At 72.9% G+C, this 25,947-nt stretch carries 21 protein-coding genes; 7 read left to right on the top strand and 14 right to left on the bottom strand.

Translation table 11 applies throughout. The features are described 5' to 3' along the window. Positions 1-7: 7 nt before the first annotated feature. The 3 genes from ACZ619_RS39165 to ACZ619_RS39155 form a co-directional block, all read right to left on the bottom strand. Positions 8-175: a hypothetical protein gene (locus ACZ619_RS39165; protein ID WP_469609744.1), complete on the bottom strand. Its 168-nt coding sequence runs from the start codon at positions 173-175 to the stop codon at positions 8-10. Continuing rightward, a complete protein-coding gene (locus ACZ619_RS39160) occupies positions 175-933 on the bottom strand; it encodes an SDR family NAD(P)-dependent oxidoreductase (RefSeq protein WP_469609742.1) in 759 nt (252 codons plus the stop codon). Before ACZ619_RS39160 ends, ACZ619_RS39165 begins: the two co-directional genes overlap by 1 nt. 243 nt (positions 934-1,176) lie before the next feature. Continuing rightward, entirely contained in the window at positions 1,177-1,512 is a 336-nt protein-coding gene (locus ACZ619_RS39155; protein ID WP_469609739.1) for a YnfA family protein, read from the bottom strand. Positions 1,513-1,633: 121 nt separating this feature from the next. On the opposite strand from ACZ619_RS39155, the gene ACZ619_RS39150 reads away from it, so the two are divergent. Continuing rightward, complete coding sequence (locus tag ACZ619_RS39150) at positions 1,634-2,098, top strand: hypothetical protein (protein ID WP_469609736.1); 465 nt, start codon at positions 1,634-1,636, stop codon at positions 2,096-2,098. A gap of 38 nt (positions 2,099-2,136) precedes the next feature. Here the strand turns inward: ACZ619_RS39150 and ACZ619_RS39145 are convergent, their stop codons facing one another. Both ACZ619_RS39145 and ACZ619_RS39140 read right to left on the bottom strand, forming a co-directional pair. Beyond that, positions 2,137-2,802 carry an eCIS core domain-containing protein gene (locus tag ACZ619_RS39145; RefSeq protein ID WP_469609734.1) on the bottom strand — a complete coding sequence of 222 codons (666 nt, stop codon included), beginning with the start codon at positions 2,800-2,802 and terminating at the stop codon, positions 2,137-2,139. 130 nt (positions 2,803-2,932) lie between these two features. After that, positions 2,933-3,745 (bottom strand): DUF6597 domain-containing transcriptional factor, encoded by an 813-nt coding sequence (locus ACZ619_RS39140; RefSeq protein WP_469609731.1) that lies wholly within the window; start codon positions 3,743-3,745, stop codon positions 2,933-2,935. Positions 3,746-3,919: 174 nt separating this feature from the next. On the opposite strand from ACZ619_RS39140, the gene ACZ619_RS39135 reads away from it, so the two are divergent. From ACZ619_RS39135 to ACZ619_RS39120, 4 genes are all read left to right on the top strand, one after another. Further along, positions 3,920-5,008 (top strand): LLM class flavin-dependent oxidoreductase, encoded by a 1,089-nt coding sequence (locus ACZ619_RS39135; RefSeq protein WP_469609729.1) that lies wholly within the window; start codon positions 3,920-3,922, stop codon positions 5,006-5,008. After that, complete coding sequence (locus tag ACZ619_RS39130; protein WP_469609726.1) at positions 5,005-5,655, top strand: CE1759 family FMN reductase; 651 nt, start codon at positions 5,005-5,007, stop codon at positions 5,653-5,655. The genes ACZ619_RS39135 and ACZ619_RS39130 overlap by 4 nt, the downstream gene beginning before the upstream one ends. 174 nt (positions 5,656-5,829) lie before the next feature. Further along, positions 5,830-6,567, top strand: coding sequence for a response regulator transcription factor (locus ACZ619_RS39125; RefSeq protein ID WP_469609723.1), 738 nt, complete (start codon positions 5,830-5,832; stop codon positions 6,565-6,567). A 9-nt stretch (positions 6,568-6,576) separates the two neighbouring features. After that, positions 6,577-8,019: a sensor histidine kinase gene (locus tag ACZ619_RS39120; RefSeq protein WP_469609837.1), complete on the top strand. Its 1,443-nt coding sequence runs from the start codon at positions 6,577-6,579 to the stop codon at positions 8,017-8,019. A gap of 222 nt (positions 8,020-8,241) precedes the next feature. Here the strand turns inward: ACZ619_RS39120 and ACZ619_RS39115 are convergent, their stop codons facing one another. Beyond that, on the bottom strand, positions 8,242-8,415 hold the full coding sequence (locus ACZ619_RS39115; RefSeq protein WP_469609717.1) for a hypothetical protein: 174 nt from the start codon (positions 8,413-8,415) through the stop codon (positions 8,242-8,244). Positions 8,416-8,621: 206 nt separating this feature from the next. On the opposite strand from ACZ619_RS39115, the gene ACZ619_RS39110 reads away from it, so the two are divergent. Next, entirely contained in the window at positions 8,622-13,007 is a 4,386-nt protein-coding gene (locus ACZ619_RS39110; protein WP_469609714.1) for a wHTH domain-containing protein, read from the top strand. Here the strand turns inward: ACZ619_RS39110 and ACZ619_RS39105 are convergent. Together ACZ619_RS39105 and ACZ619_RS39100 are read right to left on the bottom strand one after the other, a co-directional pair. Next, the gene (locus tag ACZ619_RS39105; protein WP_469609711.1) at positions 12,985-14,784 is read right to left on the bottom strand and encodes a phosphatidylglycerol lysyltransferase domain-containing protein; all 1,800 of its coding nucleotides are present in this window, start codon (positions 14,782-14,784) and stop codon (positions 12,985-12,987) included. The two genes, ACZ619_RS39110 and ACZ619_RS39105, sit on opposite strands and share 23 nt — an antisense overlap. A 225-nt stretch (positions 14,785-15,009) precedes the next feature. Next, positions 15,010-15,273 carry a hypothetical protein gene (locus tag ACZ619_RS39100; protein ID WP_469609708.1) on the bottom strand — a complete coding sequence of 88 codons (264 nt, stop codon included), beginning with the start codon at positions 15,271-15,273 and terminating at the stop codon, positions 15,010-15,012. A 78-nt stretch (positions 15,274-15,351) separates the two neighbouring features. Here ACZ619_RS39100 and ACZ619_RS39095 point away from each other — a divergent pair, with 78 nt between their 5' ends. Next, positions 15,352-16,182: a M55 family metallopeptidase gene (locus ACZ619_RS39095; RefSeq protein WP_469609705.1), complete on the top strand. Its 831-nt coding sequence runs from the start codon at positions 15,352-15,354 to the stop codon at positions 16,180-16,182. A gap of 15 nt (positions 16,183-16,197) precedes the next feature. Here ACZ619_RS39095 and ACZ619_RS39090 read toward each other — a convergent pair whose 3' ends face one another. The 6 genes from ACZ619_RS39090 to pstA all read right to left on the bottom strand — a co-directional run bounded on the left by ACZ619_RS39090 (position 16,198) and on the right by pstA (position 25,945). Further along, on the bottom strand, positions 16,198-17,055 hold the full coding sequence (locus tag ACZ619_RS39090) for a phosphate ABC transporter ATP-binding protein (protein ID WP_469609834.1): 858 nt from the start codon (positions 17,053-17,055) through the stop codon (positions 16,198-16,200). A gap of 80 nt (positions 17,056-17,135) precedes the next feature. After that, the gene (locus ACZ619_RS39085) at positions 17,136-18,050 is read right to left on the bottom strand and encodes a sortase (protein WP_469609702.1); all 915 of its coding nucleotides are present in this window, start codon (positions 18,048-18,050) and stop codon (positions 17,136-17,138) included. A gap of 76 nt (positions 18,051-18,126) precedes the next feature. Then, complete coding sequence (locus ACZ619_RS39080; protein ID WP_469609699.1) at positions 18,127-20,124, bottom strand: Ig-like domain repeat protein; 1,998 nt, start codon at positions 20,122-20,124, stop codon at positions 18,127-18,129. Between the two features lie 141 nt (positions 20,125-20,265). Further along, positions 20,266-22,887 carry a hypothetical protein gene (locus ACZ619_RS39075; RefSeq protein WP_469609697.1) on the bottom strand — a complete coding sequence of 874 codons (2,622 nt, stop codon included), beginning with the start codon at positions 22,885-22,887 and terminating at the stop codon, positions 20,266-20,268. After that, positions 22,884-24,581, bottom strand: a complete 1,698-nt coding sequence (locus ACZ619_RS39070; RefSeq protein ID WP_469609695.1) for a substrate-binding domain-containing protein — start codon at positions 24,579-24,581, stop codon at positions 22,884-22,886. The genes ACZ619_RS39075 and ACZ619_RS39070 overlap by 4 nt, the downstream gene beginning before the upstream one ends. Beyond that, positions 24,581-25,945, bottom strand: coding sequence for a phosphate ABC transporter permease PstA (gene pstA / locus ACZ619_RS39065; RefSeq protein ID WP_469609692.1), 1,365 nt, complete (start codon positions 25,943-25,945; stop codon positions 24,581-24,583). Before pstA ends, ACZ619_RS39070 begins: the two co-directional genes overlap by 1 nt. Between the last annotated feature and the right edge of the window lie 2 nt (positions 25,946-25,947).

Raw genomic sequence — 25,947 nt, 5'->3', positions numbered from 1 at the left:
CGGTCCGTCACTTGGCGTGGTGGACCGCGTAGATCATCACGAAGGCGAGGATGTGGATGCCGAAGAGGAAGTAGGCCAGGAAGTACCAGACCTGGCGTTCGTTCTTCGTCTCCTGGCGCAGGCGGGCCTGTTCCAGGTCCGCTTCCAGGGCCTTCGCCGCGTCCTCCTCGGGCATCAGAGTTCCCGGTGGACCTTGGTGTTGGAGGCCTGGGCGCGGGGGCGCAGGACGAGGAGGTCGACGTTGACGTGGCTGGGGCGGGTGACCGTCCAGGTGATGGTGTCGGCCACGTCGTCGGCGGTGAGGGGCTCGGCCACGCCCTGGTAGACCTTGGCCGCCTTCTCCGGGTCGCCGCCGAAGCGGGTCAGCGCGAACTCGTCCGTCTTGACCATGCCGGGGGCGATCTCGATCACGCGCACCGGCTTGCCGACGATCTCCAGGCGGAGGGTCTCGGCGAGGACGTGCTCGCCGTGCTTGGCGGCGACGTAACCGGCGCCGCCCTCGTAGGTGCCGAGCCCCGCCGTGGACGAGACGACGACCACCGTGCCGTCGCCGCTCGCCTCCAGCTTGGGCAGCAGCGCCTGGGTGATGTTGAGGGTGCCGATGACGTTCGTCTCGTACATCGTGCGCCAGTCGGCCGGGTCGCCGGTGGCCACCGGGTCGGCGCCGAGCGCTCCGCCGGCGTTGTTGACGAGGACGGCGATCGCCTCGAAGGCCGTCGCGAACTCGTCCACCGCCGCACGGTCGGTCACGTCGAGGGGGTAGGCGGTCGCCTGGTGGCCCGCGTCGTTGATCTCCTTGGCCAGCGCCTCGATGCGGTCCTCGCGGCGGGCGGTGAGGACCACGCGGTAGCCGGCGGCGGCGAGCTGCCGGGCCGTGGCAGCGCCGATTCCGCTGCTCGCGCCGGTGACGACCGCGATGCGGGAGGGGGCCATGGGTTGCTCCTCAGCGGGGGTGCGTGTACGGGCTTGTCCGTGCCAAGGATAGGCGGGGGGCGGTTTCGGCGGTCGGGCGGCCGGGCGGCCGTGGGGGCGGTGGGGTCGGAGGGGGCCGGCGGGGGTGGTGGGGTCGGTGGGGTCGGCGGGCGTCGGCCGTGGCGGTCGCGCGGTTCCTCGCGCCTTCGGGTCGGTTTCCCCGTGTTCCTCGCGCCCTCGGGTCGGTTTTCCCGCGCCCCCGGGTCAGTTTCCTCGTGGTGCCCACATGATGACCGCCATGCCCGCGAGGCAGATCGCCGCGCCCGTGAGGTCCCAGCGGTCCGGGCGGTAGCCGTCGGCGACGGCGCCCCAGAGGAGGGAACCGGCGACGAAGATGCCGCCGTACGCCGCGAGGATGCGGCCGAAGTGGGCGTCGGGCTGGAAGGTGGCGACGAAGCCGTAGGCGCCGAGCGCGAGGACGCCCCCGGTGATCCAGAGCCAGCCGCGGTGTTCGCGCACACCCTGCCAGACCAGCCAGGCGCCGCCGATCTCGAACAGGGCGGCGACGACGAAGAGGGCGGCGGAGCGCAGGATGAGCATGCCGGCAGCCTGCCATGCCGTCCGTGTGTCACCTGATGGAGGGCGCCTGCGGCGGGGCTCGGGTGGCATACATCCGTACGAATGCCGGAGACGGTGACCGGAGACGGACGGGACGGGTGGCATGGCTATGCGTAGGTGTGGGCTGGCGGTGGCGGTGGCGGTGGGGGCGCTGGTGCTCGGCGCGGGCGGCACCGCCTGGGCCGGGCAGGCCGATCTGGAGGTGCACGGGGCCGCGGTGCTGCGCGGCGACCTGGTGGAGGTGCGGGTGACTCCGCGCGACCGCGGGCCGGACGCGGTGTCCGGGGCCAGCGTGCGGCTGACCTCGTCGGCGGCGCTGGCGGACGAGCAGCTGCTGCCGGCCGGGTGCGCGCGCACGGGTGCCCGGGAGGTGGTGTGCGGCACCGGGCCGCTGGCCGTCGAGCTGCCGGGCGAGCAGCTGCGGATTCCGGTACGGCTGCGGTCGCGGGCGTCGGAGGTGGTGCTGGACGTGGCGGTGGTGTGGGGAGGCGGCGCGACGGACCAGGACCGTACGAACGACCGGCAGCGGGTGCTGGTGCTGGCGACGGGGGACGAGTACGCCTTCTGACCCGGCAACGTCCCGGCCCGGGGCGCTTCCCGGCTCGGTCAGCTGCCGAGGGAGGGGGCGGTGGTCTCGCCCGCGGCGTAGGCGTGGCCGTCCCGTTCCGCGGCCTGCTCGGAGTTCTGGCCGGGGTCGGTGACGGTGACTCCGGCGCCGTTGCTGTTGCCCGTCTCGGGCACTCCCCTGAGGTTCTTGTCGACGTGGCTGAGCTCGTGCCCGATCAGCCTGTCGTCGCCCGTGGCCCCGGCGGAGAGGAAGATGTGGTGGCCGACGGTCATCGCCTGGGCGCCCAGTGCCGCCGTGGCCCGCTGGGCGACGGTGTCGCGGTGGACGCGGGTGGAGGACAGCCGGTCGTTCTGGTAGAAGGCCCCGGCCTTGGCCACCACCGACGAGGGCAGCGACTCGCTCGGTGACTGCATGGCGGCGGCCAGCAGGGTGCTCTGTCCCTCCGGGCTGTGGTCGTGGACCTCGCCGTGGGCGTGCCCGTCCTCCTCCGCGGAACGCTGCACCGGTCCCGGTGCCGGTGTCGGTGCCTGGGCTCCGGGGTGTCCGGCCCGCCGCAGCATCTCGACGACCGCCCTGTTCCCGGCGCGGCCCTGCTCGGCGAGCATCCGCTGCACGGCGGTACCGGCGGGTGCCGGGTGTGCCCTGGGCCGCTGGGGTGCCGTCTCCTGCCCTGCCGTGGCGTTCTCGTCGCGGGCGAGTCCCATGTGCCTTCCTCCGGCGGTCGAGGGCGAACCTGGGCGGACCTGGTGCCCACGCTCGCACGCGGGCGGGCGGGTTCCCAGGGGCGCGGGGGCAGACTTGCGGTCCTGCCGGGCAACGGTGGCGGCGGCCGCCTCAGCCGCCGTTCGGGTACGCCGTCGGCGGGACGCCGATCGTCGCCTTGAAGTCGCGGACGAGGTGGGCCTGGTCGGCGTAGCCGAGTTCGGCCGCCAGGCGGGCCCAGTCGATGTCCGTCTCGCCGCCCGCCCGTTCCAGGGCCCCGTGGATGCGGTGGCGGAGGACGGCCCACTTCGGGGTGATGCCGACGTGTTCGGCGAAGAGGCGTTGCAGGGCGCGCACGGACAGGCCCTGGGACCGGGCGAGGTCGCCGACCCGGCGGACGGTGCCGTCGGTCCGGATCAGTTCGGCGAGGGCCATGGCGCGGTCGGCGCGCGGGTCGGGGGCGGCGGCGAGGGCGAGGAGGAAGGCGTCGAGGGTGGCGGCGCGTCCGGTGTCGTCGCGGGGGCCGAGGACCGTGCGGGCCGTGTCGGCGGTGGCCGGCGGGATCACCCGGTCCGCGGGGAGGGCGCGGCCGGTCCAGTGGGAGACGGGGTGGCCGGGGGCGTACGGGCGGAAGCCGCCGGGGCGGAACTTCACGCCGCACACCCGGCCCCGGCCGGTCAGCCTGCGGTCGTAGCGGCCGAGGGCGACGCCGGTCAGTTCGGCGTAGGGCGGGCCCTCGTCCTCGTCCCACTGGAAGGTGAGGTGGACGGACGGGTGCGGGAGCACGTGGGAGACGTAGGGCGCGGGCAGGTCCCAGTCGATGAACCAGTACGTCTCGACGTACCGGCGCAGCGGCTCGGCGGGCCGGTGGCGGCGGAACCGCACGCGGGAGAGGAGCCCGGCCGGGTCGACGATCCCGCGGGTGCCGCCGTGGGCGGGGGTCATGGCCGGATCGTACGTCGCGGGCCGCCGCCGCGTTCGTCCGAGGAGGGGCGCGGCCGTGGGGAGCGGTGCGGAGGGCGGGGGACCGGCGGGGGACCGGTGGGGGGGAATACGTGGCGGTGGGGGCTCGTTCACGGGGTATAGTTGAATCGTAAACAACTTGGAGGGTGAGCGAGCATGCAGTTCGGGATCTTCACGGTCGGCGACGTCACGCCGGACCCCACCACGGGACGCACGCCGACCGAGCGGGAGCGCATCAAGGCCATGGTGGCGATCGCGCTGAAGGCCGAGGAGGTCGGGCTGGACGTGTTCGCGACCGGCGAGCACCACAACCCGCCGTTCGTGCCGTCGTCGCCGACCACCATGCTCGGCTACGTCGCGGCGCGCACGGAGAAGCTGATCCTCTCCACCTCCACGACCCTCATCACCACCAACGACCCGGTGAAGATCGCCGAGGACTTCGCGATGCTCCAGCACCTGGCCGACGGCCGGGTGGACCTGATGATGGGCCGCGGCAACACCGGCCCGGTCTACCCCTGGTTCGGCCAGGACATCCGCCAGGGCATCAACCTCGCCATCGAGAACTACGCGCTGCTGCACCGCCTGTGGCGGGAGGACGTCGTGGACTGGGAGGGCAAGTTCCGCGGCCCGCTCCAGGGCTTCACGTCCACCCCGCGCCCGCTGGACGGGATCGCCCCGTTCGTCTGGCACGGCTCCATCCGCTCGCCCGAGATAGCCGAGCAGGCCGCGTACTACGGCGACGGCTTCTTCCACAACAACATCTTCTGGCCCGCCGACCACACCAAGCGGATGGTCGAGCTGTACCGGTCCCGGTACGCCCACTACGGCCACGGGACGGCGGAACAGGCGATCGTCGGGCTCGGCGGCCAGGTGTTCATGCGGAAGAACTCCCAGGACGCGGTGCGCGAGTTCCGGCCGTACTTCGACAACGCCCCGGTCTACGGCCACGGGCCCTCCCTGGAGGACTTCACCGACCAGACCCCGCTGACCGTCGGCACGCCCGAGCAGGTCATCGAGAAGACGCTGGCGTTCCGGGAGTACGCCGGTGACTACCAGCGCCAGCTGTTCCTGGTCGACCACGCGGGGCTGCCGCTGAAGACGGTCCTGGAGCAGCTCGACATGCTGGGCGAGGAGGTCGTGCCGGTGCTGCGCAAGGAGTTCGCGAACGGCCGTCCGGCGAACGTACCGGAGGCGCCGACGCACGCGTCGCTGCTGGCCGCGGCGGAGAAGGAGGCTGGGGAATGAAGCTCGTCGTCGTCTCGGCGGGGCTGAGCGTGCCCTCGTCCACGCGGCTGCTGGCCGACCGGCTGGCCGCCGCGGTGGGCCGGGCCGCGGCCGGCGCCGGGGTGGATGCGGGGGTCGAGGCGGGGGTCGAGGCGGAGGTCGTGGAGCTGCGCGGCCTCGCCGTCGAGATCGCGCACAACTTCACCAACGGCTTCCCCGGGCGGAAGCTGGCCGCCGCGCTGGACGCGGTGACGCGGGCGGACGGGCTCATCGCCGTCACACCGGTCTTCACCGCGTCCTACAGCGGCCTGTTCAAGTCGTTCTTCGACGTGCTCGACAAGGAGGCGCTGGTGGGCAAGCCGGTGCTGGTCGCGGCGACCGGCGGGACGGCCCGGCACTCCCTGGTCCTGGAGCACGCGCTGCGCCCCCTCTTCGCCTACCTGCGGGCGGTCGTCGTCCCGACGGCCGTGTACGCGGCGTCGGAGGACTGGGGCGCGGAAGGCCTGCAGAGCCGCGTGGAACGCGCGGCGGCCGAGCTGGCGGCGCTGATGGCGGGGCTGTCCGGTGCGGCGGGGCTGTCCGGTGCGGCGGGGCGGGAGAAGGCCGACGGGGTCCTGCCGACGGTGGTTCCCTTCGCGGAGCAACTGGCGAGGCTGTCCGCGAGCTGAGCGCCCCGTGCGGGCGCCGTGAGTGCGCCGTGAGCGCCCCCTGAGGGCGTCGGCGCGGGCGGGCCCGGCGTTTTCCCTCCGGTTGCCTCTGTGACGGTGAGAGGCAGGTAAAAAGGGTGATCGTAGGCCCGCTCACCACGGCGGAACCGCCGGAGGCCTTGGCAGACTGGGTGTGTGCCCCAGACTGTGCTGCTCGCCGAAGACGACCGCGCCATCCGCCACGCCCTGGAGCGGGCCCTCACCCTGGAGGGTTATGAGGTGACGGCGGTCGCGGACGGTGTGGAAGCCCTGGCGCACGCCCACCGCGACCAGCCCGACGTACTCGTCCTCGACGTGATGATGCCCGGCATCGACGGCCTCCAGGTCTGCCGCGTGCTGCGCGCCGAGGGCGACCGCACCCCCATCCTGATGCTGACCGCGCTGGTCGAGACCGCCGACCGGATCGCCGGCCTGGACGCCGGCGCCGACGACTACGTCGTGAAGCCCTTCGACGTCGAGGAGGTCTTCGCCCGGCTGCGCGCGCTGCTGCGCCGCACCTCCCCGGTGACCACCGGCGGTGGCACCGGCGGCGGGCCCGCCGCCGAGCCCGGCCGCGAACCGCTGGTCTCCGACCGCCAGGTCGAGGCCGCCGGCCTGCGCATGGACCTCCAGGCCCGCCGGGCCTGGCGGGGCAGGCGCGAGCTGGAGCTGACGCGCACCGAGTTCGAGCTGCTCGAACTCCTCGCCCGCAACGCCGGGATCGTCCTCGACCACTCCACGATCTACGACCGGATCTGGGGCTACGACTTCGGCCCCGGCTCCAAGAACCTCGCCGTGTACGTCGGCTACCTGCGCCGCAAGCTCGACGAGCCCGGCGCCCCGCAGCTGATCCACACGGTCCGGGGCGTGGGTTACGTGCTGCGGGAGGACTGAGTGGGCCGTCTGAGGCGGCTCAGCCGGGTGCTGGCCCACCGCCGGCCCAAGCTCGTCTCACTCCGTACGACCTTCGTCGTCTCCTTCGCGGCGGTCACGGCCGCCGTCACCATCGTGGTCGGCATCCTGTCGTACAACGCCGCCGCCCGCCTGGTCCGCGTCGACCAGCAGTCGGTGTTCACCCAGGTCGTCTCCGACGTCCAGGACGAGGTCAAGCAGCACCAGATGGTGCCGGAGGACTTCTTCTCCTCCACCCGGCCGGGGCACGAGGTGGTCCGGCCGGCGCGGACGGACGTGCAGGTGCTGGGCGCGCGGGGGGAGATCGTCGACCACGGCAGCCCGGTGCTGCCCGTGACCGCCGCGGACCGGGCGGCCGCCATCGCCGAGGCGGCCGGGACGACGGCCCAGCACAAGGACGTCCGGGTCGGCGAGGACCTGTTCCGGGTCGCCACGGTCGCGCTCGGCGACGGGCGGGGCGCGGTGCAGGTGGCACAGGAGTTCAGCGACACCGAGGATCTGCTGCGGGCGCTCCAGCAGCGCACGCTCGCGCTGATGGCGGTGGTCGTGATCGCCGCCGGGCTGTTCGGGTGGTGGCTGGCCCGGCGGATCACCCGCCGCCTGGTGATCCTCACCTCGGCCGCGGAGGACGTGGCCCGCACCCGGCAGCTGGGCATCCAGGTCCCGGTCACCGGCCTCGACGAGGTGGGCCGCCTGGGCCGGGCCTTCGACCGGATGCTCGGCCGCCTCGCCCAGTCGGAGGAGGACCAGCGCCGTCTGGTCCAGGACGCGGGGCACGAGCTGCGCACCCCCCTCACCTCCCTCCGTACGAACATCTCCCTCCTGCGCCGTATCGACGAGCTGCCGCCCGCCACCCGCGACGAGCTCGTCGCCGACCTCGGCCAGGAGGCGCGCGAGCTGACCGACCTGGTCAACGAGCTGGTCGATCTCGCGGCGGGGCAGTCGGACAGCGAGCCGCCGCAGCGGGTGGACCTCGCCGACATCGCGGAGGACGTGGCGGGGCTGGCCCGCCGCCGCACCGGCCGCGACATCCTGCTGCGCTTCAGCGGCGACACCACCACCGACGGCCGGCCCGGCATGCTCCAGCGGGCCCTGTCCAACCTGGTCGAGAACGCGGCCAAGTTCGACCGGGACGGCAAGGGCCCCATCGAGATCAACGTCACCGGCCCGGCCCGTCCCGGCACGGTCCGGGTCGAGGTCCTCGACCGCGGTCCCGGTATCGCCGACGGCGACCTGATCCGCATCTTCGACCGCTTCTACCGCGCCGCCGACGCCCGCTCCCTGCCCGGCTCCGGCCTCGGCCTCTCCATCGTCCGCGAGGTCGCCATGGCCCACGGCGGCGCCCCCTTCGCCTTCCGCCGCGAGGGCGGCGGCGCGACCATCGGCTTCACGGTCGGCGGCGGCCTGACGGGCGGCGGCGCGACCCGGGCCTGAAGCGGCCGGGCGGCGCGCGAACACGGGCCGCCGGACCGGTGACCGGCGGCTTCGCGCACCGGCACCGGTTCGTGATTCGGGCGCTGCGGTAGGGGCCGGGCGATGTGCCGCTGACACCGGCACACAGCCTGCGGGAGCGGGTTTCCGTGGCCGGGGCACCAGCGATGACGAGGCCGCGGACGGGAGGCGTGGAGCAGCCGCTGCGTGCGGGGCCGGCGGGCATCACCGCTTGCCCCGCAGCGCCCGCACCACCTCGGCGACGGCGGTGAGGATCCGCGCCCGGTCCTTCGAGTCGGCGTCGCCGAGCGCGGTGCGGGTGATCAGGACGGCGGCACAGGCCACGATCAGCAGCGCGAGCAGGCCGCACAGGGCGGCGAGGAGGACGGGGGCGGTCATCGGGGTTCCTTCCGGAGATCGCGGCGGCGGTGGTGGTGGAGACGCCGACGAATGTGCCCCGAGGCCGCCGTCCGCGTTCGCGGCCGATGTCCGCGAACGCCGGTGACAGCGCAGGTCAAGCCGGTAATCTGCGAGTTCGCGAGTCGTACGAGTCGTACGACTCGCGCCGGTGCGAGGGCGGACGGGCACGGAGGGGGACGGGCCGCGTGACGTACGAGGAGCAGGTGCGGAGGCTGATCGACGCGGCCGGAAAGCCCAGTGCGACATCCGTTGCCGCGGCCCTGGAGACCAGGCGATCGCTGCCCGTTGCCGCCAGCACGGTCGCGGACTGGCTCCGCTGCAATCCACCGCGCGACACCGCCAGACTGCTCGCGTTCCTGAACGTGCTGACGGAACGCGCCAGAACCCGTAACCCGGCCGGCATCCCCCGTCTCACGTCGCAGCAGTGGCAGCGCCTCGCGGAAGCGGCCCACAAGGCCCGGGTCGGCAAGGCCGCCGACCGCAGGCCCCCGCCCCCACCGCAGGAACGGCACGACTGGTCGGACGCGGCGACCGGATCCCGGGCGTGGCTCCTCGTCGACCCCGCCGAGCAGGAGGAAGCCGAAGGGCTGCGGGAACGGACCCGGGATGTCGTACGACGGCTGGCGAAGCTGTACGACGAGCGGCGCGACCCACTGGAGCGGGACCCCTGGCACGACCCGGAGCTGGGTCGGCGCATCAGCGAGGCGCTGGATCTGCTGATGCACAAGATGCCCGACGGTCCGAGGGGGCCGGTGCTGGCGCCCGCCGAGGCCGCACTGATGGCTCTGCTGCCCTTCCTGCACCAGACGCACGGGGCGTACACCGTCCTCGCCCTCGCCGATGCCGACCCCACGGATCTGGAGGAACGGGCGGGGCGTTCGGCACACCGGGAGAAGCAGAACGTCCAGTTGCGCAACCACAAGCGGCTCATCCGCCAGGCCAACCGAGGCCACGCTCTGCCCGACCGCGGGGACGGGCGGCCGGAGATCGGCTGGTGGCTCTTTCACCAGTGGGCGAAGCAGGAAGTGGGCGCGCTCCCCGATCTGCTCGCCGATCTGGAGCCCGGCGACACGGGCCTCGGCCAGCTCCTCGCCCCCAGGTTCCTGTCCCCTCTGCTGTCCTGCGTCCAGGCGCCGCCGCGCAAGCTGTACGGCACCGGGCGCGACGGACTGCTGAGGCAGGAGCCGACCCCGGTCCGGCTCGGCGGCGGGAAGTGGCGGGACGTCCGGGAGCAGTTGGTGGGGCCGCTGTTCGCGATCGCCCACGCCATGGCCATGGAGGCGACCGACCTGCCCTCGGACATCGTCGAGCACGTGGGCATCCCGGATCCGGTGACGGCGAAGTCGCTGCGGGACACGCTGCGCGAGGCCCACTGGTACCCGCGTGACGACACCCTGGTGCTGAGGGCCTCCTGCCACCACCCCGCCGTCGTGGCGGCGCTCGTCGAGCAGGCGCAGCACGTCGACACCCTGCTGCGGGGCGCGCGCAGGCACCGGCCCGCGGGCGAGATGGGCGCGTTTCCCGCGTACGCGCACCCGGACGAGGTGCACGAGGTGGACGAGGCCGGTGAGCCCCGGCGGGCCGGCGAGGTGATCCGGTTCCGGCTGGACGAGGTACGCGTCCAGGAACTCCTCATGGGCGAGAACCTCTACCGGGACCGCTCCCTCGCCATCCGCGAGCTGTACCAGAACGCCCTGGACGCCTGCCGGCTGCGCCGAGCCTGGGAGCACGCCAGGACCGGCAGCGACAGCTACGAAGGGAGGATCGTCTTCGTCCAGGACTTCGACGAGGTCGAGCAGCGGCACTACCTGGAGTGCCAGGACGACGGCATCGGCATGGACGAGACCGTGCTCGCGGAGGTGTTCTCCCAGGCCGGTGTCCGCTTCAAGGACCACGCCCGGTTCCAGGAGGAGCTGGAGGGGTGGCGCAGGAGCGGCATCACGGTCCATCCGAACAGCAGGTTCGGCATCGGCGTGCTCAGCTACTTCATGCTCGCGGACGAGATCCGGGTCACCACCTGCGCCGCCAACGGCAGGTCGGAGCCGCTCACCGTGCTGATCACCGGCCCCGGCCACTACTTCCGGGTCAGGCCCTCCGAGGACCGCTCGTTCGTCGGCACCAGGGTCCGCCTCTACCTCCGGGACGCCGAGAAGGCGCCGTCCTGCGTGCGGGAGCTGCGCCGGCTGCTGGGCGTCGCCGAGTTCCCGACGAAGGCCAGGAGGAACGACGGCCAGGAGCGGGCGCCCTGGCGGCCCGGTGTGCTGGAGACCAGGGAGTCCTCGGCCGGGGGCCGGCCGGACGGGGTCGTCGCGCACGGGAACACGTTCCCCTGGCCCGAGGCGGGTGCGGGCCGCGACGGCCAGGTGGTCTGGTGCGAGTACGGCGGCGGTGTCCTCGTCGACGGCATCTTCGTCGAGCCCCGGGTACGACAGGGGGTGCTGGCGGCCGGACCGGCGGACTCCGGCCGGCTGCGGGGGGCCGTGGTGAACCTGACGGGGGCCAGCAGTCCCCGAGACCTGTCCGTGGACCGTGGCGAGATCCTCGACCAGGACGTGGACGAACAGGTCGAACGGCTCCTCACGGCCGCGCTGCCGGCGCTGTTCGCGGCCGACCCGCCCCTGCTGACGCCCGCCTGGCTGGCGGACGTGGCCGCACACAGCCCCCGGCTGGCGGACCTCGTGACCGAGGCGGCCGGCGGGCAGGGGATCGACCTGGACCTGAACGGGCACCGGGCACCCGTGGCGACGGCGGGGTTCTTCCCGCCCGACGTCTCCTTGGTCCATGGCCGCCACCGCAACGACCTGGGCGTCCCGATCACCCAGGTCGCCAATACATTTACGGACGACGCGACGCTGCTGTGGCGGTTGCTGGCACACCGCCCGAACCACGAACTGACGGCGCTGACCATGCTCGTTCCGGAGCTGTCCGAGGTCCGGGAGGTGCTGCCGGCCCGGCCGTCGGACGTACTGATGCGCACCGAGGACCGGGCGCGATCGGCGCCCCGCACCTGGGGCATGCCGGGACCGAACCGGAGCCGCGTGCCCCCGGGACACGTGGCGGCAGTCGCGCGGGCCTGCGGGATGACGTACGGCGAGGTCCTCGCGCGCATGGAACTGCTCCGGCTGCCCACTCCACGACGCCCCCGGGAACCGGTCGTCGTCTCCGACGAGGCCGCGGTCGCCCTGCTCGACGGTGAGCTTCGCGGGGTCGCGAGGGACTACAGCACGGTCGCCTGGCTCCAGGCGGACGAGCCGGTGGCGCCTGGGCATTTCCTCCGGGCGCATCTGACGCTGAACCTCGGCGTCGACGAGGCCGTCGGCCGGATGGAGGCGCTCGGCTTCACCCCGGCCGTGGCGGACATGCCAACCGGCACGCCCGAGGACTGGGTGGTGCGCCTGCTCAGCAGGCTCATGAACGGGACGTCCCCGTGGCTCGATACGGGGCAGCCGGTCACGGTGGGCCATGTGCTGTCCGCCATGAACACGTTCGACCGGTCCCTGCCGGAGGTGGTGGCGGCGCTTCGGGCCTATGGACTCGACCCTGAGCTGGGTTCGATGGACGAGCGGTCGGCCCGGGACGTGCTGCGCACAGGTACGGAGTGGGGATGGGACGACGTCTCGATACGACGACTCGACCTGCGCCACGCGGTGCCTCCGGGGTTCCTCGTACACGCGTCCCTGAGCACGGGCGTCCCGCTGAGCGACCTCGCGCGCCAGGTGCGGGAGTGGGGATTTCCCGCTGGAAGCCTGCCCGACGCCGTCGCGGACTTCGACCCGGACCTTCTCGAACTGCGTGACGGTCTTCGCAGCACGACCGGGGCGGCGGAGGAGGTGCCCATCTGGCAGCTCGTCGGCATCGCCGTGGACAGCGGGCTGTCACCCGCAACCGTCGCGGAGCGGCTGCGCGCGTACGGCCTGCGGATGCAGGACGCCAACTTTCCCGACGACTGGTACCCGGCCGACCGGGACGTCCTCGACCAGGTCTACGCCGTGCTGCCCGCGACCGAGGACGATCTGGTCGCCCGTACGCTGCCCATGCCCTTCATCCTCCGAGCGGCCTCGAACGCGCGTGTGTCACCGCAGGAGGCCATCGACTGCCTGCACCGCTACGGCCTGCGCACCTCCCACAGCACCGCACCGGCGACACCGAGCCGGGACGACGGCGATCTGGTGACCTACCGGAGCAGTGGCCGCTTCCTCGAATGGGACCGGCCGGTGCCGCCGCACCATCTCGTCACCGTCCCGCCCACTCTGCTGATGGACCGGGAGGACTTCGCCCGACGCCTGAGGGAGTGCGGGCTGGACGTTCCCGCGCACGCACTCGACGGCCTGACCGACGACGATCTGAGACTCTGCACCGAGACCTTCGGAAGGCAGCACACCGAACTGCCGCTCCCCCTGAACGATCCGATCGACGACTTCCTCACCATCGTCCGGCTCGTCGACCTCTCCCTGGCGGAACTCCTGCCCAGCCTCGCCCGCCTCGGCGTGGACCTCCCCCGGGTCGCCGACGCCGTCCGCGCCGTTCTGCCCAAGGTCCCCGGCCTGGTCATGGCCCCCAGGGAACCGTGAGGAAGCCCTCCGCGCGGGCGCTGGCGAGGCCGATGCGAGGGATGTCGCCGCTCTTGGCGAAGAGGAGGTAGCGGGGTTCCCATATCGGGCGGTACTTGGCGTTGGCGCGGTACAGGGACTCGATCTGCCACCAGCGGGAGAAGAAGGTCAGGGTCGCGTGCCACAGGCGCAGGACCGGGCCCGCGCCCAGGCGGGAGCCGCGTTCGAAGACCGAGCGGAACATCGCGAAGTTCAGCGAGACCCGGTCGACCTTCAAGTCGGCCGCGCCGAGCAGGAGTTCCACGACCATGAACTCCATCAGACCGTTCTCCGCGTCGCGGTCGCGGCGCATCAGGTCGAGGGAGAGGCCGTGCTCGCCCCAGGGGACGAAGCTGAGCAGGGCGCGCGGGGTGTCGTCCGCGTCCCGGCATTCGAGCATGACGCAGCGGCCGTCGCCCGGGTCGCCGAGGCGGCCCAGGGCCATCGAGAAGCCGCGTTCGGTGGCGCCGTCGCGCCAGTGGTCGGCCCGGTCGACGAGGGTCGCCATCTCGTCGGCGGGGATGTCCTCGTGGCGGCGGACGCGGACCGTGTAGCCGGCCCGGCGGACCCGGTTGTGGGCCTGGCGGACCACTCGCATCGCCCGGCCCTCCAGGGTGAAGTCGGCGATGTCGACGATCGCCTCGTCGCCCAGTTCCAGGGCGTCCAGGCCGTGGCGGGCGTAGACGGTGCCCGCCTCCTCGCTCGCACCCATCACGGCGGGCGTCCACGCGTGCCGGCGCGCCTCCGTCAGCCACGCGTCGATCGCCCCGGGCCAGGCCTCCGGGTCGCCGATCGGGTCGCCCGAGGCCAGGCTGACGCCGCCGACGACGCGGTAGGTGACGGCCGCCTTGCCCGTCGGGGAGAAGATCGCGGCCTTGTCGCGGCGCAGGGCGAAGTAGCCGAGGGAGTCGCGGGCGCCGTGCCTGTCCAGCAGGCCGCGCAGCCGGGTCTCGTCCTCGGGGCCCAGCAGCCGGCGGCCGCGCGGGGAGCGGAAGCCGGCGTACAGGACCAGGCAGAAGGCGGCCGCGAGGAGCATGTTGATGACGATGTCGGTCCAGCGGGGGGCGTGGACCGCGCTCACCCGGTCGGCGAGCGGGCCCACGCTGACGCCCCGCAGGAGCGTGTAGGCGACCTCGTCGGGCAGGGTGGCGCCGGGGAGCTTGTTCGTCGCGTGCACCAGGAGCGTGCCCAGGCCGCCCGTGACCAGGACGCCGCCCGCGGCCACCGCCGCGGCCAGCTTCGGGTTCGACGGGTCGCCCACCGCGTCGAACTCCTTGCGGCTGATCAGCAGCGCGGCCACGAAGAGGCCGGTGAGGGCGGCGGAGACCCAGTTGAAGACGTGGGCGCGGTAGTCGTGCTGGGTGAGCGCGAGGACGTAGAGGGCGAAGAGCGGCGCGGACAGCACCGTGTTGACCAGCCAGGCCGCCCGCTTGCGGCGCCGCATCACCAGGACGAAGAAGATCGCGAGCGCGGCCGAGACCAGGCCCGCCGTGGCCAGGTACGGCGTGAAGAACTGGCCGGAGTGGTGCGCGTGCTGCCGGTGCAGGTGCAGGGTGAGGCGGCCGTTGTTGTGCTCGTCGACCTCCTGGCGGAACGGCAGCGACATCACCGCCACTATGTTCAGTACGGCGATCAGGCGCAGGTACCAGACGGTGGCGTCGGCGGCCCGCCTGCGCAGTGTGCCGCCGGGGTCGGCACCGGGGACGTGGCGGGCGGCGGACGTCCGCGGGGGGATCGGGGTCGACAGTTGTGGCGACATGGTGACCGGCACCTTGGGGACGGGGGACGGGGGACGGGGGACGGAGGGCGACGATGACGAAGGGGCTGACCCTACAGGCTGTAGGTTAGCTGTGGGGGACCCGGACCGGGTGCTGAGCACGGTGTGAAACGGGGCGCGGGCTCTTACGAACGCTTTCCGTCCCGCCGGTTCCCACGCGCGTTCCCGTCCCACCGGTTCCCGCGCTCGCTCCCGTCCCGCCGGTTCCTACGCACGCTCCCGTTCGGCCCGGCGGCGTGCCGCCAGTATCCATGCCAGGTTGCCGATCGCGGCCCCGGCCGCCACCGCCGCCACGATCACCCCGCCGGTCGCCAGCCCGTCGCTGAACAGGTGCGGCCGCCGGTCGAGGGCCTGGAGGCCGAACCCGGACAGCTCGTACACCCCCACCGCGGCGATCAGCAGGCTCGCCGCCAGCACCGCCACCGTGGGGGCGAGGCCGCGCCGCGCCTCCTGTGTGTCCGTGCCCTGCATGAGTACCCCCGATGAGCCGACCGGCCGCCCTGACCGTTGGGGAAACTACAATACGTAGGGTCCGGATAGCCTCGGGACGTGCATATTTACATCAGCGTGGACATGGAAGGCATCACCGGTCTCGTCGACCGGGACGACGTGCAGCCGGGCGGACGGGACTACGAGCGCGGCCGCAGGATGATGGCCGAGGACGTGAACGCGGCGATACGCGGTGCGGTGGCCGCCGGGGCGACCGAGGTCCTCGTGAACGACGCCCACGGGCCGATGCGGAACCTGCTCCCCGAGGACCTGCACCCCGCCGCCCGCCTGGTCCGCGGCAAGCCGAAGCAGATGATGATGCTGGAGGGGCTCGACGCACGGCACGACGCCGCGGTCTTCGTCGGCTACCACGCCCGCGCCGGTGCCCTCGGTGTCCTCAGCCACAGCTTCATGGGCCACGAGATCGAGGACATCTGGCTGGACGGCAGGCCCGTCGGGGAGATCGGGCTCGCGCACGCCACCGCCGCCGTCCTCGGGGTCCCCGTCGTGGCCCTCACGGGTGACGACGTGGCGTGCGCCGAGATGACGGCGTGGGACGAATCGGTCGCCACCGTGCCCGTGAAGTACGCCCGGGACCGGTTCGCCGCCGAGCTGCGGCCCGCCGAGGAGGCCCGCCGGGCGATCGAGGAGGCCGTCGGCGAGGCCCTGACACCCGCGCCGAAGCGGCCGGAGGCGTCGGAGGAGGAGTCCGTTCTCGCCGTGCGCTGGCAGTCCGCGTCCGTCCCCGCCGTACTGCTCGGCATCCCGGGGGTGACGGCCCTGGACAGCCGCACCGTCCAGGCCCGCGGCGGGCTCCCCGCGCTCTACCGGCAGTTCGGCGTCTGGATGCGGGTGGCGTCCTCGCTCACCAACCAGCCGCCGTACTGCTGACCCCGCGCGGCCGGGTCAGCCGAAGCGGCCCGCGACGTAGTCCGCCGTCCGCCCGTCCCGCGGGGAGTTGAAGACGGAGCCGGTGGCGCCGTGCTCGACGATGCCGCCCGGGGTGCCCTGTTCGGCCAGGAAGAACGCGCACTGCTGGGAGACGCGCGCCGCCTGCTGCATGTTGTGGGTGACGATCACGATCGTGACCTGGCCGGCCAGGTCCTGGATCGTCTCCTCGACCCGGCGGGTGGAGGTGGGGTCCAGCGCCGAGCAGGGCTCGTCCATCAGCAGCACCCGGGGGCGGACCGCCAGGGCCCGCGCGATGCACAGCCGCTGCTGCTGGCCGCCGGAGAGGGCGCCGCCGGGCTGGCGGAGCCGGTCGCGGACCTCCTTCCACAGGCCCGCGCGGGTGAGGGACTCCTCGACCAGCACGTCCTTCTCCCGGCGGCTCACCCTGGTGCCGGTCAGCCGGAGGCCGGCCACCACGTTGTCGTAGATCGACATCGCCGGGAACGGGTTCGGCTTCTGGAAGACCATGCCGATCCTGCGGCGGGCGTCGGTCAGCCGCCACGACGGGTCGTAGATGTCCTCGCCCTCGAACAGCACCTCACCGCCGAACTGCGCGGACGGGATCAGCTCGTGCATCCGGTTCAGGGTGCGCAGGAACGTCGACTTGCCGCAGCCGGACGGGCCGATCAGCGCGGTGACCTCGCCCGCGGGCATGGTCAGCGACACCCGGCTGAGCACCTGGTGGGACCCGAACCAGGCCGAGACGGCGCGCGCGTCCAGGGTGGCGGGGGCGGGGCCGCCGTCCACGACGGCGGGCAGTACGGCGGTGTCGGCCGTCCCAACCGCCTTGGTCGTCTCAACTGCCTTGGTCATCCCAATCGCCTTGGTCGTCTCAACTGCCTCGGTCATCTCGTCGGCCACCTCGGTCATCTCGGTCGTCTCGGTCGTCTCGGTCACAGCAGGTTCGGCAGCAGTTCGGTGGTGCGCGTCGCGACCTGGAGGCCGAGCACCGCGACGACCGGGGCGAAGACGATCCACGTCTGGTGGCGGCCCCAGCGGTGCCAGGCCCAGACGGCGGCCACGGCGGCCAGCAGCAGCGCCTGCAGCCACATCACCAGCGGCCACGGCACCCCGGACGGGCGGGCCAGCGGCTCCTCCGAGCCGGGCAGGGTGCCGGCCCGGATCACGGCCGACGGGGTCCGGAACGGCGCGGAGACCAGGTCGGCGTCGACCCGCAGCACGCCGGAGGGCATGAAGTCGCGGCCGGTCGCGGTGACCAGGACGATCCGGCTCTTGCCCTGGGCCAGCGCGGTCGGCGCCGGGTCCCCGGCCCGCCGTACGTCGACGACCTGGTACTTCGCCTTGCCCTGGCCGGTGATCACGGTGAAGGTGTCGCCGGTGGTGAGCCGCGCGAGGTCGCCGAACGGGCCGCCGTACGCGGCCGCCCGGCCCAGCACCACGCTGGTGCCGGTCTGGCCGGGCATCGGGGTGTCCCGGCGGTGACCGGGGCCGTCGGTCATGACGGAGGAGTCGGTGCCCTCCATGACGACCTGGCTCAGGCCCAGCTTCGGGATGTCGATGAGGGCGACCGGCGTGCCGGGCGCCAGCAGCCTGCCGTCCTGGCCGGTCTGGGCCACCGGGGCCGTTCCCAGGGCGAGTTGCTCGCGCAGCTCGTCGAAGGCGGCGTGCTGCGCGGAGCGTTCCTGGGCGCCGCTGACCACCAGCAGCTGGGCGGTGATGCCGAGCAGCAGGGCGGCGAGGCTGAGCAGTCCGCCGCGCGAGAGGTGGCGGACGACGGTGAGGCTGCGGACGGGCCTGCGCGGCACGGCCGGAGCCAGAGCTTTCGGGGTCGGTACGGCGACGGTCACGGCGGCCCGCCTCCTTCGGGAAGGTCCATGCGGGCCGCCGGGAGCCGCTGAGGCTCCCGGCGGGCCCGTCAGCCGGTCAGGTGGACTTGACGGTGAAGTTGGCGCCGGTCTTCGCGCCCACGGTCGAGGAGCCGACGTAGTAGGCGTGCAGGGTGTGCTTGCCCTTGGACAGCTTCGGCAGGGTGAGCGTCACCTTGCCGCCGCTCAGGGTGCCGGTGGCCAGCACCTTGGAGCCCTGGTAGATCCGGACGGTGCCGGTCGGCGTGGTGCCGGTCGCGGCGACCTTGACGGTGACCTTGGCCTTGGCGGTGTGCTTGACCGAGGTGGGCGCGGACACCGAGACGGACGCGGCCGCCTTGGTGACCTTCAGGGAGACGGCCGCCGAGGACGAGTTCAGCTTGGAGCTGCCGCCGTAGGACACCGTCAGGGAGTGGGTGGCGACCTTGAGGTGGTTCGACAGGCTGATGGTGACCTTGCCGGCCGAGCTCAGGGTGCCGGTGCCGAGGGTGGTGGAGCCCTCCTTGACCGTGACCTTGCCGCTCGGGGTGACGCCGTGCGAGCCGGTGACGGTGACCGCGACCTTCGGGGTCTTGCCGTACGCGGTGGTCGCCGTGGTGGCCGCCGTCTTGCTCGTGTACTTGACCGCGCCGGTCCAACCGGCCTCGGCACCGGTGCCGTTGAGGTTGTTGGCGGTGACCGCGGCGGTGTAGGTGCCGGTGGCCAGGCCGGTGAAGGAGTACGACGTGGTGGACGCCGACAGGTCCTTGGTGGCGACGACGCCGCCGTCCGCGTCGGTCAGCGTCACGCGGTAGTCGGTGACCGGCAGACCGGTGGCCGACGGGGCGGTCCAGGACAGCTTCAGGCTCGCGTCGCCCACCGAGGACTTCAGGGTGGGGGCGCCGGGCACGCTGAGGTCGACGCCGGACTCCTCCAGGCCGCCCTGCTTGACGTGCTTGTTGGCGAGGTTGACGAAGCCGTTGTAGGACTCGTTGACGAAGCCGAACGAGGCGATGACCTTCTCCGCGTCGTCCGACGCCAGCTGCGCGGTGTGGCTGCCGCTGGTGACGAAGACGTCGTAGAGGTCCTTGTCGAAGAAGATGCTGGTGGTGTCGATCGCGCGGGTCGGGACGACGTTGTAGACGTCGCGGCCGAAGGTCGAGTTCTCGTAGTACGCGGTGACCGGGGCCAGCTTGCCGTTGACCGTGGTGACCGGGCTGGTGGCGCCGCCGCTGTCGCCCGGCAGCTGGACGGAGGCCAGGTGGCCGCCGGCCGCGGCCGCCGTCTTGCTGTAGTCGGGGGAGATGCCGTTGATCTGGGCGATCCAGGAGCCGACGGAGAACGGGACGAGCGCGCCGTCCTCGGTGAGGGCCGCGTCGGCCTGGTTCTCCTGGACGGTGGTGACGTTCGGGGAGAGCGTGGCGTCGGTCAGGCCGATCGCCGCGAGGAAGAACTTGCGGGTGCCGGAGCCGGCCTGCGGGATGCGCGGGTGCACGGTCTGGCCGTTCACCGAGGTGATCGTGCCCGAGTAGATGTCGTGCAGCTGGTCGGCGGTCAGCGTGTCCAGGGCCGAGCCCCGGACCGCGACGCCCAACGCGTCCCGCGCCATCGGGACGTAGGTGAGGGCGGTGCCGGAGACGGACGGGCCGCCGGAGGAGCGCGCGAAGTCGACCTGGCCGCTGATCGGGACACCGGCGCTGGTCGGGTACTTGTCGCCGGTCAGGGCCTCGCTGAGGGCGAGACGGCCGTTGCCGGAGCCGTTCGGGCGCAGGAAGGACGGGCCGCCGGAGCGGGTGGTGATGGTCGAGGTGGTCGAGCCGGTGCCGGGCTCGATCGCGTCGTACGACGCGATGCCCGCGCCGTTCGCCGACTTCACCGCGGTGGCGGCGTAGCTGGTGCCGTTGACGGTGTCGCCCGCCAGGGCGTTCAGCACGTCCTGGGTGGTGTCGGAACCCACGCCGACCAGCTGGCGGAAGGCACCGGCGTCCGGGTCGGCGACCGCCGGGGTGGCGAGGGCCAGGCCGCCGGCCACCACGGCAGCGGCGACGAACGCCGCCTGAGAGCGCAGTCTGCGCATCGAGAGTCTCCTGACGAGAGCTAGCTGGGGTGTTGCAGAGGGATCTGGCAGGGTGGTGCGGACCGTCCGCCCCGACTGCCTTTCGGGGCGGACGGTCGTCTGAGGGGAAGCGCCCCGTCAGGGGCGCGGGGCCGTGTCGAATCAGCGGCTTCCGCCGCGCGGGCGCGGCCAGCCGCGTCGATTCCGCAGCCGGCGAACTGCCGCCGTCACGGCGCCCGTCGACAGCCGGGAGTCACCCGCGAAGGGCGCCCCGGCCCCGGCCACGGCCCCGAGCGCGGCACCCACCGGCACGGCGTACCGCAGCGGGTTGGCCGGGTCGGCCGGAGTGTTCCCGGCGGCCGTGGTCCGCAGCGCCTTGCCGCCGTCGAACGACGCCGAGGCGCTGGGCGAGGCGCTGGAACCGTCCGCCCCCGTACCCGCCCCCGTGCCCGTCCCGCCGGTCGTACCGGCGTCGGTCCCGGCGTCCCCGGCCGGGGCCCCGCCGTCCGACGTGTCGGTCCCGCCGCCGTCCGCCGTGCCGCCGCCGGCCCCCGCGGACGTCGGTCCCGTGTAGTCGAGCAGCGCGTTCGCCGCCTTCACGGTCCGCGCGCGCAGCTTCGTGGAGAGCGGGGCGTATCCGTCGGGCAGCCGGCCCGGGTCGGCGCCCGGGATCTGGCCGGTGGCCGCCGCGTAGCGCAGCAGGGCCGCGTAGTCCTGGCGGGCGGCCTTGCTCACCTCGCCGGGCCGCACCGCCGCGTAGACCAGCTCGGAGAGCGGGTAGGCGCCCTTGGCCGTGGCGTTGGCCGGGGTGATCTCGGCGATGCCGGAGCCGGAGCCGGAGGGGGTCGCGGCGGCCGCGGTCAGGCTCGCCGTGCTCGGCGCGACGTACGCGCCGGCCGTGTTCTTCAGCCGGGCGGTCTGCAGGCCGTACCGGGCGGCGGAGGCCGCGTCGGTGATCGTGATGATGAAGCGCGAGCCGACGGTCTGCGGGCCCGGGCTCTTGTACGCCTGCGGGCTGGCCAGCGCGTCCCAGCTGGACTTCCACAGGGTGTCCGCGCGCCGGGTGTGCAGGGCGCCGGAGTGCATGTCGTCCACGTAGGGGTGGAAGTCCGTCATGCACTGGGTGGCCGTGGACGGCGCGTCCGAGCCGGGCGGGACCGTGCACCAGGGGTCGCTCTTCGGGTAGTCGTCGGTGTTCGACGGGTCGAAGGCGACGCCGGCCGGGTTCAGGTCCGCGTTGGTGCTGTAGTACGGGTTGACCCGCATGCCGTCGTCGTCGGGGACGCCGGAGAGGAACTGCCGGGCCTCCTTGTCGGCGAGGATCCACCGCCACACCGCGCGGGCGGTGTCGGAGTGGCCGAGCGAGGTGATCAGGTCGGTGTCGGTGGCCGGCGTCTCGGCGACCGACAGGTACGCGAACTCCGGGTTGAGCGCGATGAACTCGGGGTCCGAGGCGATACCGGCCGGGTTGTTCCTCGCCCAGCCGTACCCCTTGGCCGCGGTGCCGCCCAGCACCGAACCCCAGGTGGAGTTGCGGTACGACTCGGTGAGCAGCTTGGCGACGAGTCGGGCGTCGAGCTTGATCGACTCGACCTTGGTGCCGGCGAGTTTCCTGACGCTGTCCGGCGCGTCGGACTTGGCTCTTCGTTCGATCGTGAAGCCGATGACGGCTCCGGAGAGCGCGACCGGCGCGTACGTCGTCGTGCCCGACGGTGCCGTGGTGCCCTGGTCGGCGCCCAGCTTGCGGGTGGTGAAGGCCATGCCGGTGGAGGCGGCGTCCGAGATCAGCCGGGACCGGGTGTCGGGCTCGCCGAGCTCGGTGTAGCCGTAGACCTTGCCCGTCGAGCAGAGCCGGGCCTGCCAGCTGGTCATCGCGTCGGCCACCAGCTCGCTGCCGGTGGTGGCGCGCTCGTCGGAGCCGAGGGCGCAGTTGGTGCCGACGCTGTTGAAGTCCAGCCTGACCGCGATCCGGTTCTTCCAGTTGGTGGAGGAGACCGGGGAGCCGGCGTTGACCTGGCTCTTGTCCGCGTACGGCTGTCCGTCCAGGTCCAGGTGGCCCTGCGGGACGATCACCAGCCAGCAGGAGCGGGGCCTGGTCACGCCGTTCGTGGCGACCGGCTCACCGCAGCCGAGGTGGGGTGCCTCGTTGGCGGTCTGGACCTCGAAGTACTCCTTGCCGGTGCCGTCGGAGCCGGTGCGGGCGAAGTCGATCTCGTTGGTGGTGTTGTAGTTGAACAGGGCGTTGTTCTGGGTGTTCGTGGTGATCGTGGTGCCGTCGACCGACTTGAAGGGGACCTCGCCGCCGGCGTTCGGGTTGGCGGCGCCGTACCGGTCGTCCTGGCCGTAGTTGGCCGGGTCGGCGCTGTAGAAGACCTGCCGGGTGTCGTCCTGGCCGTTGCCCGGCCAGCCGCCGCGGCTGGTGGTCGGTGAGGCGCCGTACTGGCACTGGGTGCGTGCCGGGCCGGGGTTGGCCGGGACGGTGCCGTCGTCGTCGCCCCAGCACTGCATGATCTGCACGAAGTCGGTGTTGAACTGCGTGCCCGCGAAGGTGGTCGCCGTGCCGCCGGTCCAGCTCACCGTGACGGCCTGACTGGTGAGATCGGCGGTCTGGCTGACCGTGAACCTCATGTCCTTGAACTCGCCGCGTCCGGAGACGGTCACCGCGGAGCCGGTGACCGCGGCGGCCGGCGGGGCGGTCTGGGCGACCGCGAGTCCGGCCAGCGCGCCGACCGCGGCGCCGGCCAGCAGCCGTGTCAGCGCGTTGCGTATCAGGGTCCGTCTCATCGCGAACCCCCGTCGCCGGAGCGGCCGTTGCCCTTGGCGCCGATCAGGCGGGAGACCACCGAGGGCAGCAGGAGCAGGCCGAACACCAGGGCCGCGGCCAGCAGCATCAGCGTCTGGGTGCCGGTCCAGCCGTGTCCGGTGGCCACCGCGACCGGCTGGGCGAGGGCGACGGTGCCGTCGGCGGCCGTACCGGTACCGCCCGAGCCGCCGCCGGTGGAGCCGTCGGGGGAGATGGTCTGGCCGGTGTCGGGGTCGACGGAGGGCTGGGCGCTGCCGCCGCCCGCGGTGGAGCCGGTGGAGCCGGAGCCGGACGTGGAACCGCCGGTCGAGCCGGTGGCGGCGGTGCCGGTGCCGGAGCCGCCGGTGGAGCCCGAGGAACCGCCGCTGGAGCCGGAGCCGGAGCCGGTGGTGGCGCCGCCGCTGCCGCTGGTGCAGGGCGCGGCGCCCTTCTTGTCGCAGGCGGCGGGGTAGGGCGCGGTCTGGGCGAGCTTGTTCTCGCCGCCCGCGGTGAAGGTCGGGTTGTTGCAGTTCTTGATGTTGATGTTCTGCGTCTCGACACCCGGGATGCGGCGGATCTGCTCGAAGCCGGCCTGCACCAGGTTGATGGGCAGCGGCGAGTAGCCGAGCTGGGGCGCCTGCTGCTGGCCCTGGCACATGAAGTAGTACGAGAACGCGCCGAGCGTCTTGCCCTTGGCCTTGGTGAAGGTGCCCTGCACCTTCAGCGGCAGGATCATGTACGAGTAGCTGGACAGCGGGTAGTTGCGCCTGTCGCTGTCGTTGTAGACGCCGTCGAGCCGCTGGGTGAGGTAGTCCGCCGAGCTCCTGTCGGTGTTGATCTTCGCCTTGAGCAGCGAGACCGCGACGTTCTGCGGGGTCGGCTCGGTGTAGTAGCCCGCGTGGTTCAGGACCTTGGCGACCGGGTAGTGCGCGTTGAGCGCGTAGGAGTAGTTGACGTAACCGATCGCGCCCTCGCCGTAGTTCTGGGCGACGTAACCGGCGACACCGAGGTCGCCGGACTGGGCGATCATCCCGGAGACGGTGGGGTAGTACGACGTCTGCCCGCACGAACCCGAGCGGCCGACCTTGGCGCAGTAGGCGTTCCACAGCGCCTTGTGCTGGTCGGCCATCCACATCGTGAACTGGGCGGTGGAGCCGGAGCCGTCGGAGCGGACGACCGGGACGATCGTGCGGTGCGGGAGCTGGAGGCCGGGGTTGTCGGCCTTGATCGCCGCGTCGTCCCAGGTCTTGACGGTCCCGGTGAAGATCTTGGTGACCACGTCGCCGGAGAGGCGGAGGTTGGTGACCCGCTTGCCGTTGACGGTGAGGTGGTACATGAACACCGTGCCGCCGGCCACGATCGGCATGTAGGCGTAGGAGCCGGCCGCGGGGCGCTCGGCCGCGCTGCCGTCGGTGGGGTTCGTCTGGAACGGGATGTCCGAGACGGCGAAGTCCACGGTGCCGGAGAGGAACTGGCGGCGGCCGTCGGAGGAGCCGGTGCCGGCGTAACTGATGCGCATGCCGTACTGGTTGACGGCACGGCGCCATTCGTCGACGGCGTTCTCGGCCCAGGTGGAGCCGGCGCCGGCGATGGGGGTGTAGGTGTCCGCCGACGCGGGGGTGGCTGTGCTGAGGATGCCTATCAGTGCGGCCAGGATGCCCAGCCGTCTGAGGGCGTTGATGACAGGGCTGGACATCAGTGACGGTCTCCGTCCGTGGGGCCGTGTTCGGGTTCGTCGGGTGCGGGTGCGGGTGCGGGTGCGGGTGCGGGTGCGGGTGCGGGTGCGGGTGCGGCGTGGCCGGTCGCGTGGTTCTCCGCGTCCCCGGGAGGGGAGTTGCTCCCGGCCGTCTCGAAGAGGCGGAGGCCGGGTGCGTGCAGGTCGGCGAATCTGGCCGCGTCCCTGCGCGAGGCGCGGGCCGCTCGTTTCGCCTGGCCCTTGCCCTGGTGGCCGGGGCCGCGGCCGCCGATGACGCGGGCGATCGCGAAGAGGACCAGGACCAGGGCCATCAGGACCGCCGCCGCGCCGAAGCCGCGGGCGATCATCGTCGGTTCGGGGGACCGGACGAAGTTGAAGACGGCCAGCGGGAGGGAGATCATCGGGCCGTTCAGCGGGTTGCCGTTGAGGGCCGCGGTGAAGCCCGCCGTGAGCAGGACCGGGGAGGTCTCGCCGATGCCGCGCGCGGTGCCGAGGATGACGGCCGTGGCGAGGCCCGAGCGGGCGGTGGGCAGGACCACGTGCCAGACCGTCCGCCAGCGCGGGGCGCCGAGCGCCTCGGAGGCCTCGGTGAGCGTGCCCGGTACCAGGCGCAGGACGACGTCCGCCGCGCGGATCACGATCGGCAGCATCATCACGCTGATCGCGAAGCCCGCCGCCAGGCCCGACTTCTGCATGCCGAGGCCGAGGATCCAGGTCGCGTACACCATGAGGCCGGCGACGATCGACGGCAGCGCGGTCATCGCCTCGACGATCGTGCGGACGAACCGGGAGAAGCGGCCGGGGATCTGGTTCAGGTACACCGCGCAGGCCAGGCCCAGCGGGACCGTGATCGCCAGCGCGATGGTGATCATGACGAGGGTGCCGAGCATGGCGTGCGCGATGCCGCCGTCGGTCAGCGGGTCCAGCGGGCCCGCCGCCTGCATGTCCTGGGTGAAGAAGTTGCCGTGCGGGAGCGCCTCCCGGCCGCGCCAGGCGGTGAAGCCGACGACCGAGGCGAGCGCGGTGAACAGCAGCAGGGCCGCCGTCCACAGCACGACGGTCATCACCCGGTTCCGTACCGCCTGCCCGTCCTCGTCAAGACCCGTCAGCACCGCGTAGATACCGAGGAACGAAAGGTAGGCGGTGACGAGGAACCCCAACGCGCCTGTGAAGGGGGCGAGTTCGCCGAACAGCAGGACGGCGACGCACAGTCCGGAGAGCGCGGCGCCGAGCAGGGACAGCACGCCGGAGCGGGTGGGCCCGCCGATCCGGCGCGGCACGTCCGGGACCTCGGGCGCGTCCGCGGGCGGGACGGCGTCCACGGCGTCCGCCGCGGCGGGCGCGGTTTCTTGTACGACGGTCATCG

This window comes from Streptomyces sp. NPDC104367 (assembly GCF_055583825.1).
Note: the sequence above shows the minus strand (reverse complement) of the source record. Positions and strands in the feature narration are given on the sequence as shown.

Excerpts from the sequence above, each read along its gene's own strand:
- ACZ619_RS39155 (WP_469609739.1), bottom strand. The coding sequence starts at position 1,512 with ATGCTCATCCTGCGCTCCGCCGCCCTCTTCGTCGTCGCCGCCCTGTTC.
- ACZ619_RS39080 (WP_469609699.1), bottom strand. The coding sequence starts at position 20,124 with ATGCGCAGACTGCGCTCTCAGGCGGCGTTCGTCGCCGCTGCCGTGGTG.
- ACZ619_RS39100 (WP_469609708.1), bottom strand. The coding sequence starts at position 15,273 with ATGCAGGGCACGGACACACAGGAGGCGCGGCGCGGCCTCGCCCCCACG.
- ACZ619_RS39115 (WP_469609717.1), bottom strand. The coding sequence starts at position 8,415 with ATGACCGCCCCCGTCCTCCTCGCCGCCCTGTGCGGCCTGCTCGCGCTG.
- ACZ619_RS39070 (WP_469609695.1), bottom strand. The coding sequence starts at position 24,581 with ATGTCCAGCCCTGTCATCAACGCCCTCAGACGGCTGGGCATCCTGGCC.
- ACZ619_RS39140 (WP_469609731.1), bottom strand. The coding sequence starts at position 3,745 with ATGACCCCCGCCCACGGCGGCACCCGCGGGATCGTCGACCCGGCCGGG.
- ACZ619_RS39105 (WP_469609711.1), bottom strand. The coding sequence starts at position 14,784 with ATGTCGCCACAACTGTCGACCCCGATCCCCCCGCGGACGTCCGCCGCC.
- ACZ619_RS39165 (WP_469609744.1), bottom strand. The coding sequence starts at position 175 with ATGCCCGAGGAGGACGCGGCGAAGGCCCTGGAAGCGGACCTGGAACAG.
- ACZ619_RS39145 (WP_469609734.1), bottom strand. The coding sequence starts at position 2,802 with ATGGGACTCGCCCGCGACGAGAACGCCACGGCAGGGCAGGAGACGGCA.
- ACZ619_RS39135 (WP_469609729.1), top strand. The coding sequence starts at position 3,920 with ATGCAGTTCGGGATCTTCACGGTCGGCGACGTCACGCCGGACCCCACC.
- ACZ619_RS39160 (WP_469609742.1), bottom strand. The coding sequence starts at position 933 with ATGGCCCCCTCCCGCATCGCGGTCGTCACCGGCGCGAGCAGCGGAATC.
- ACZ619_RS39150 (WP_469609736.1), top strand. The coding sequence starts at position 1,634 with ATGGCTATGCGTAGGTGTGGGCTGGCGGTGGCGGTGGCGGTGGGGGCG.
- ACZ619_RS39075 (WP_469609697.1), bottom strand. The coding sequence starts at position 22,887 with ATGAGACGGACCCTGATACGCAACGCGCTGACACGGCTGCTGGCCGGC.
- ACZ619_RS39130 (WP_469609726.1), top strand. The coding sequence starts at position 5,005 with ATGAAGCTCGTCGTCGTCTCGGCGGGGCTGAGCGTGCCCTCGTCCACG.
- ACZ619_RS39090 (WP_469609834.1), bottom strand. The coding sequence starts at position 17,055 with ATGACCAAGGCAGTTGAGACGACCAAGGCGGTTGGGACGGCCGACACC.
- pstA (WP_469609692.1), bottom strand. The coding sequence starts at position 25,945 with ATGACCGTCGTACAAGAAACCGCGCCCGCCGCGGCGGACGCCGTGGAC.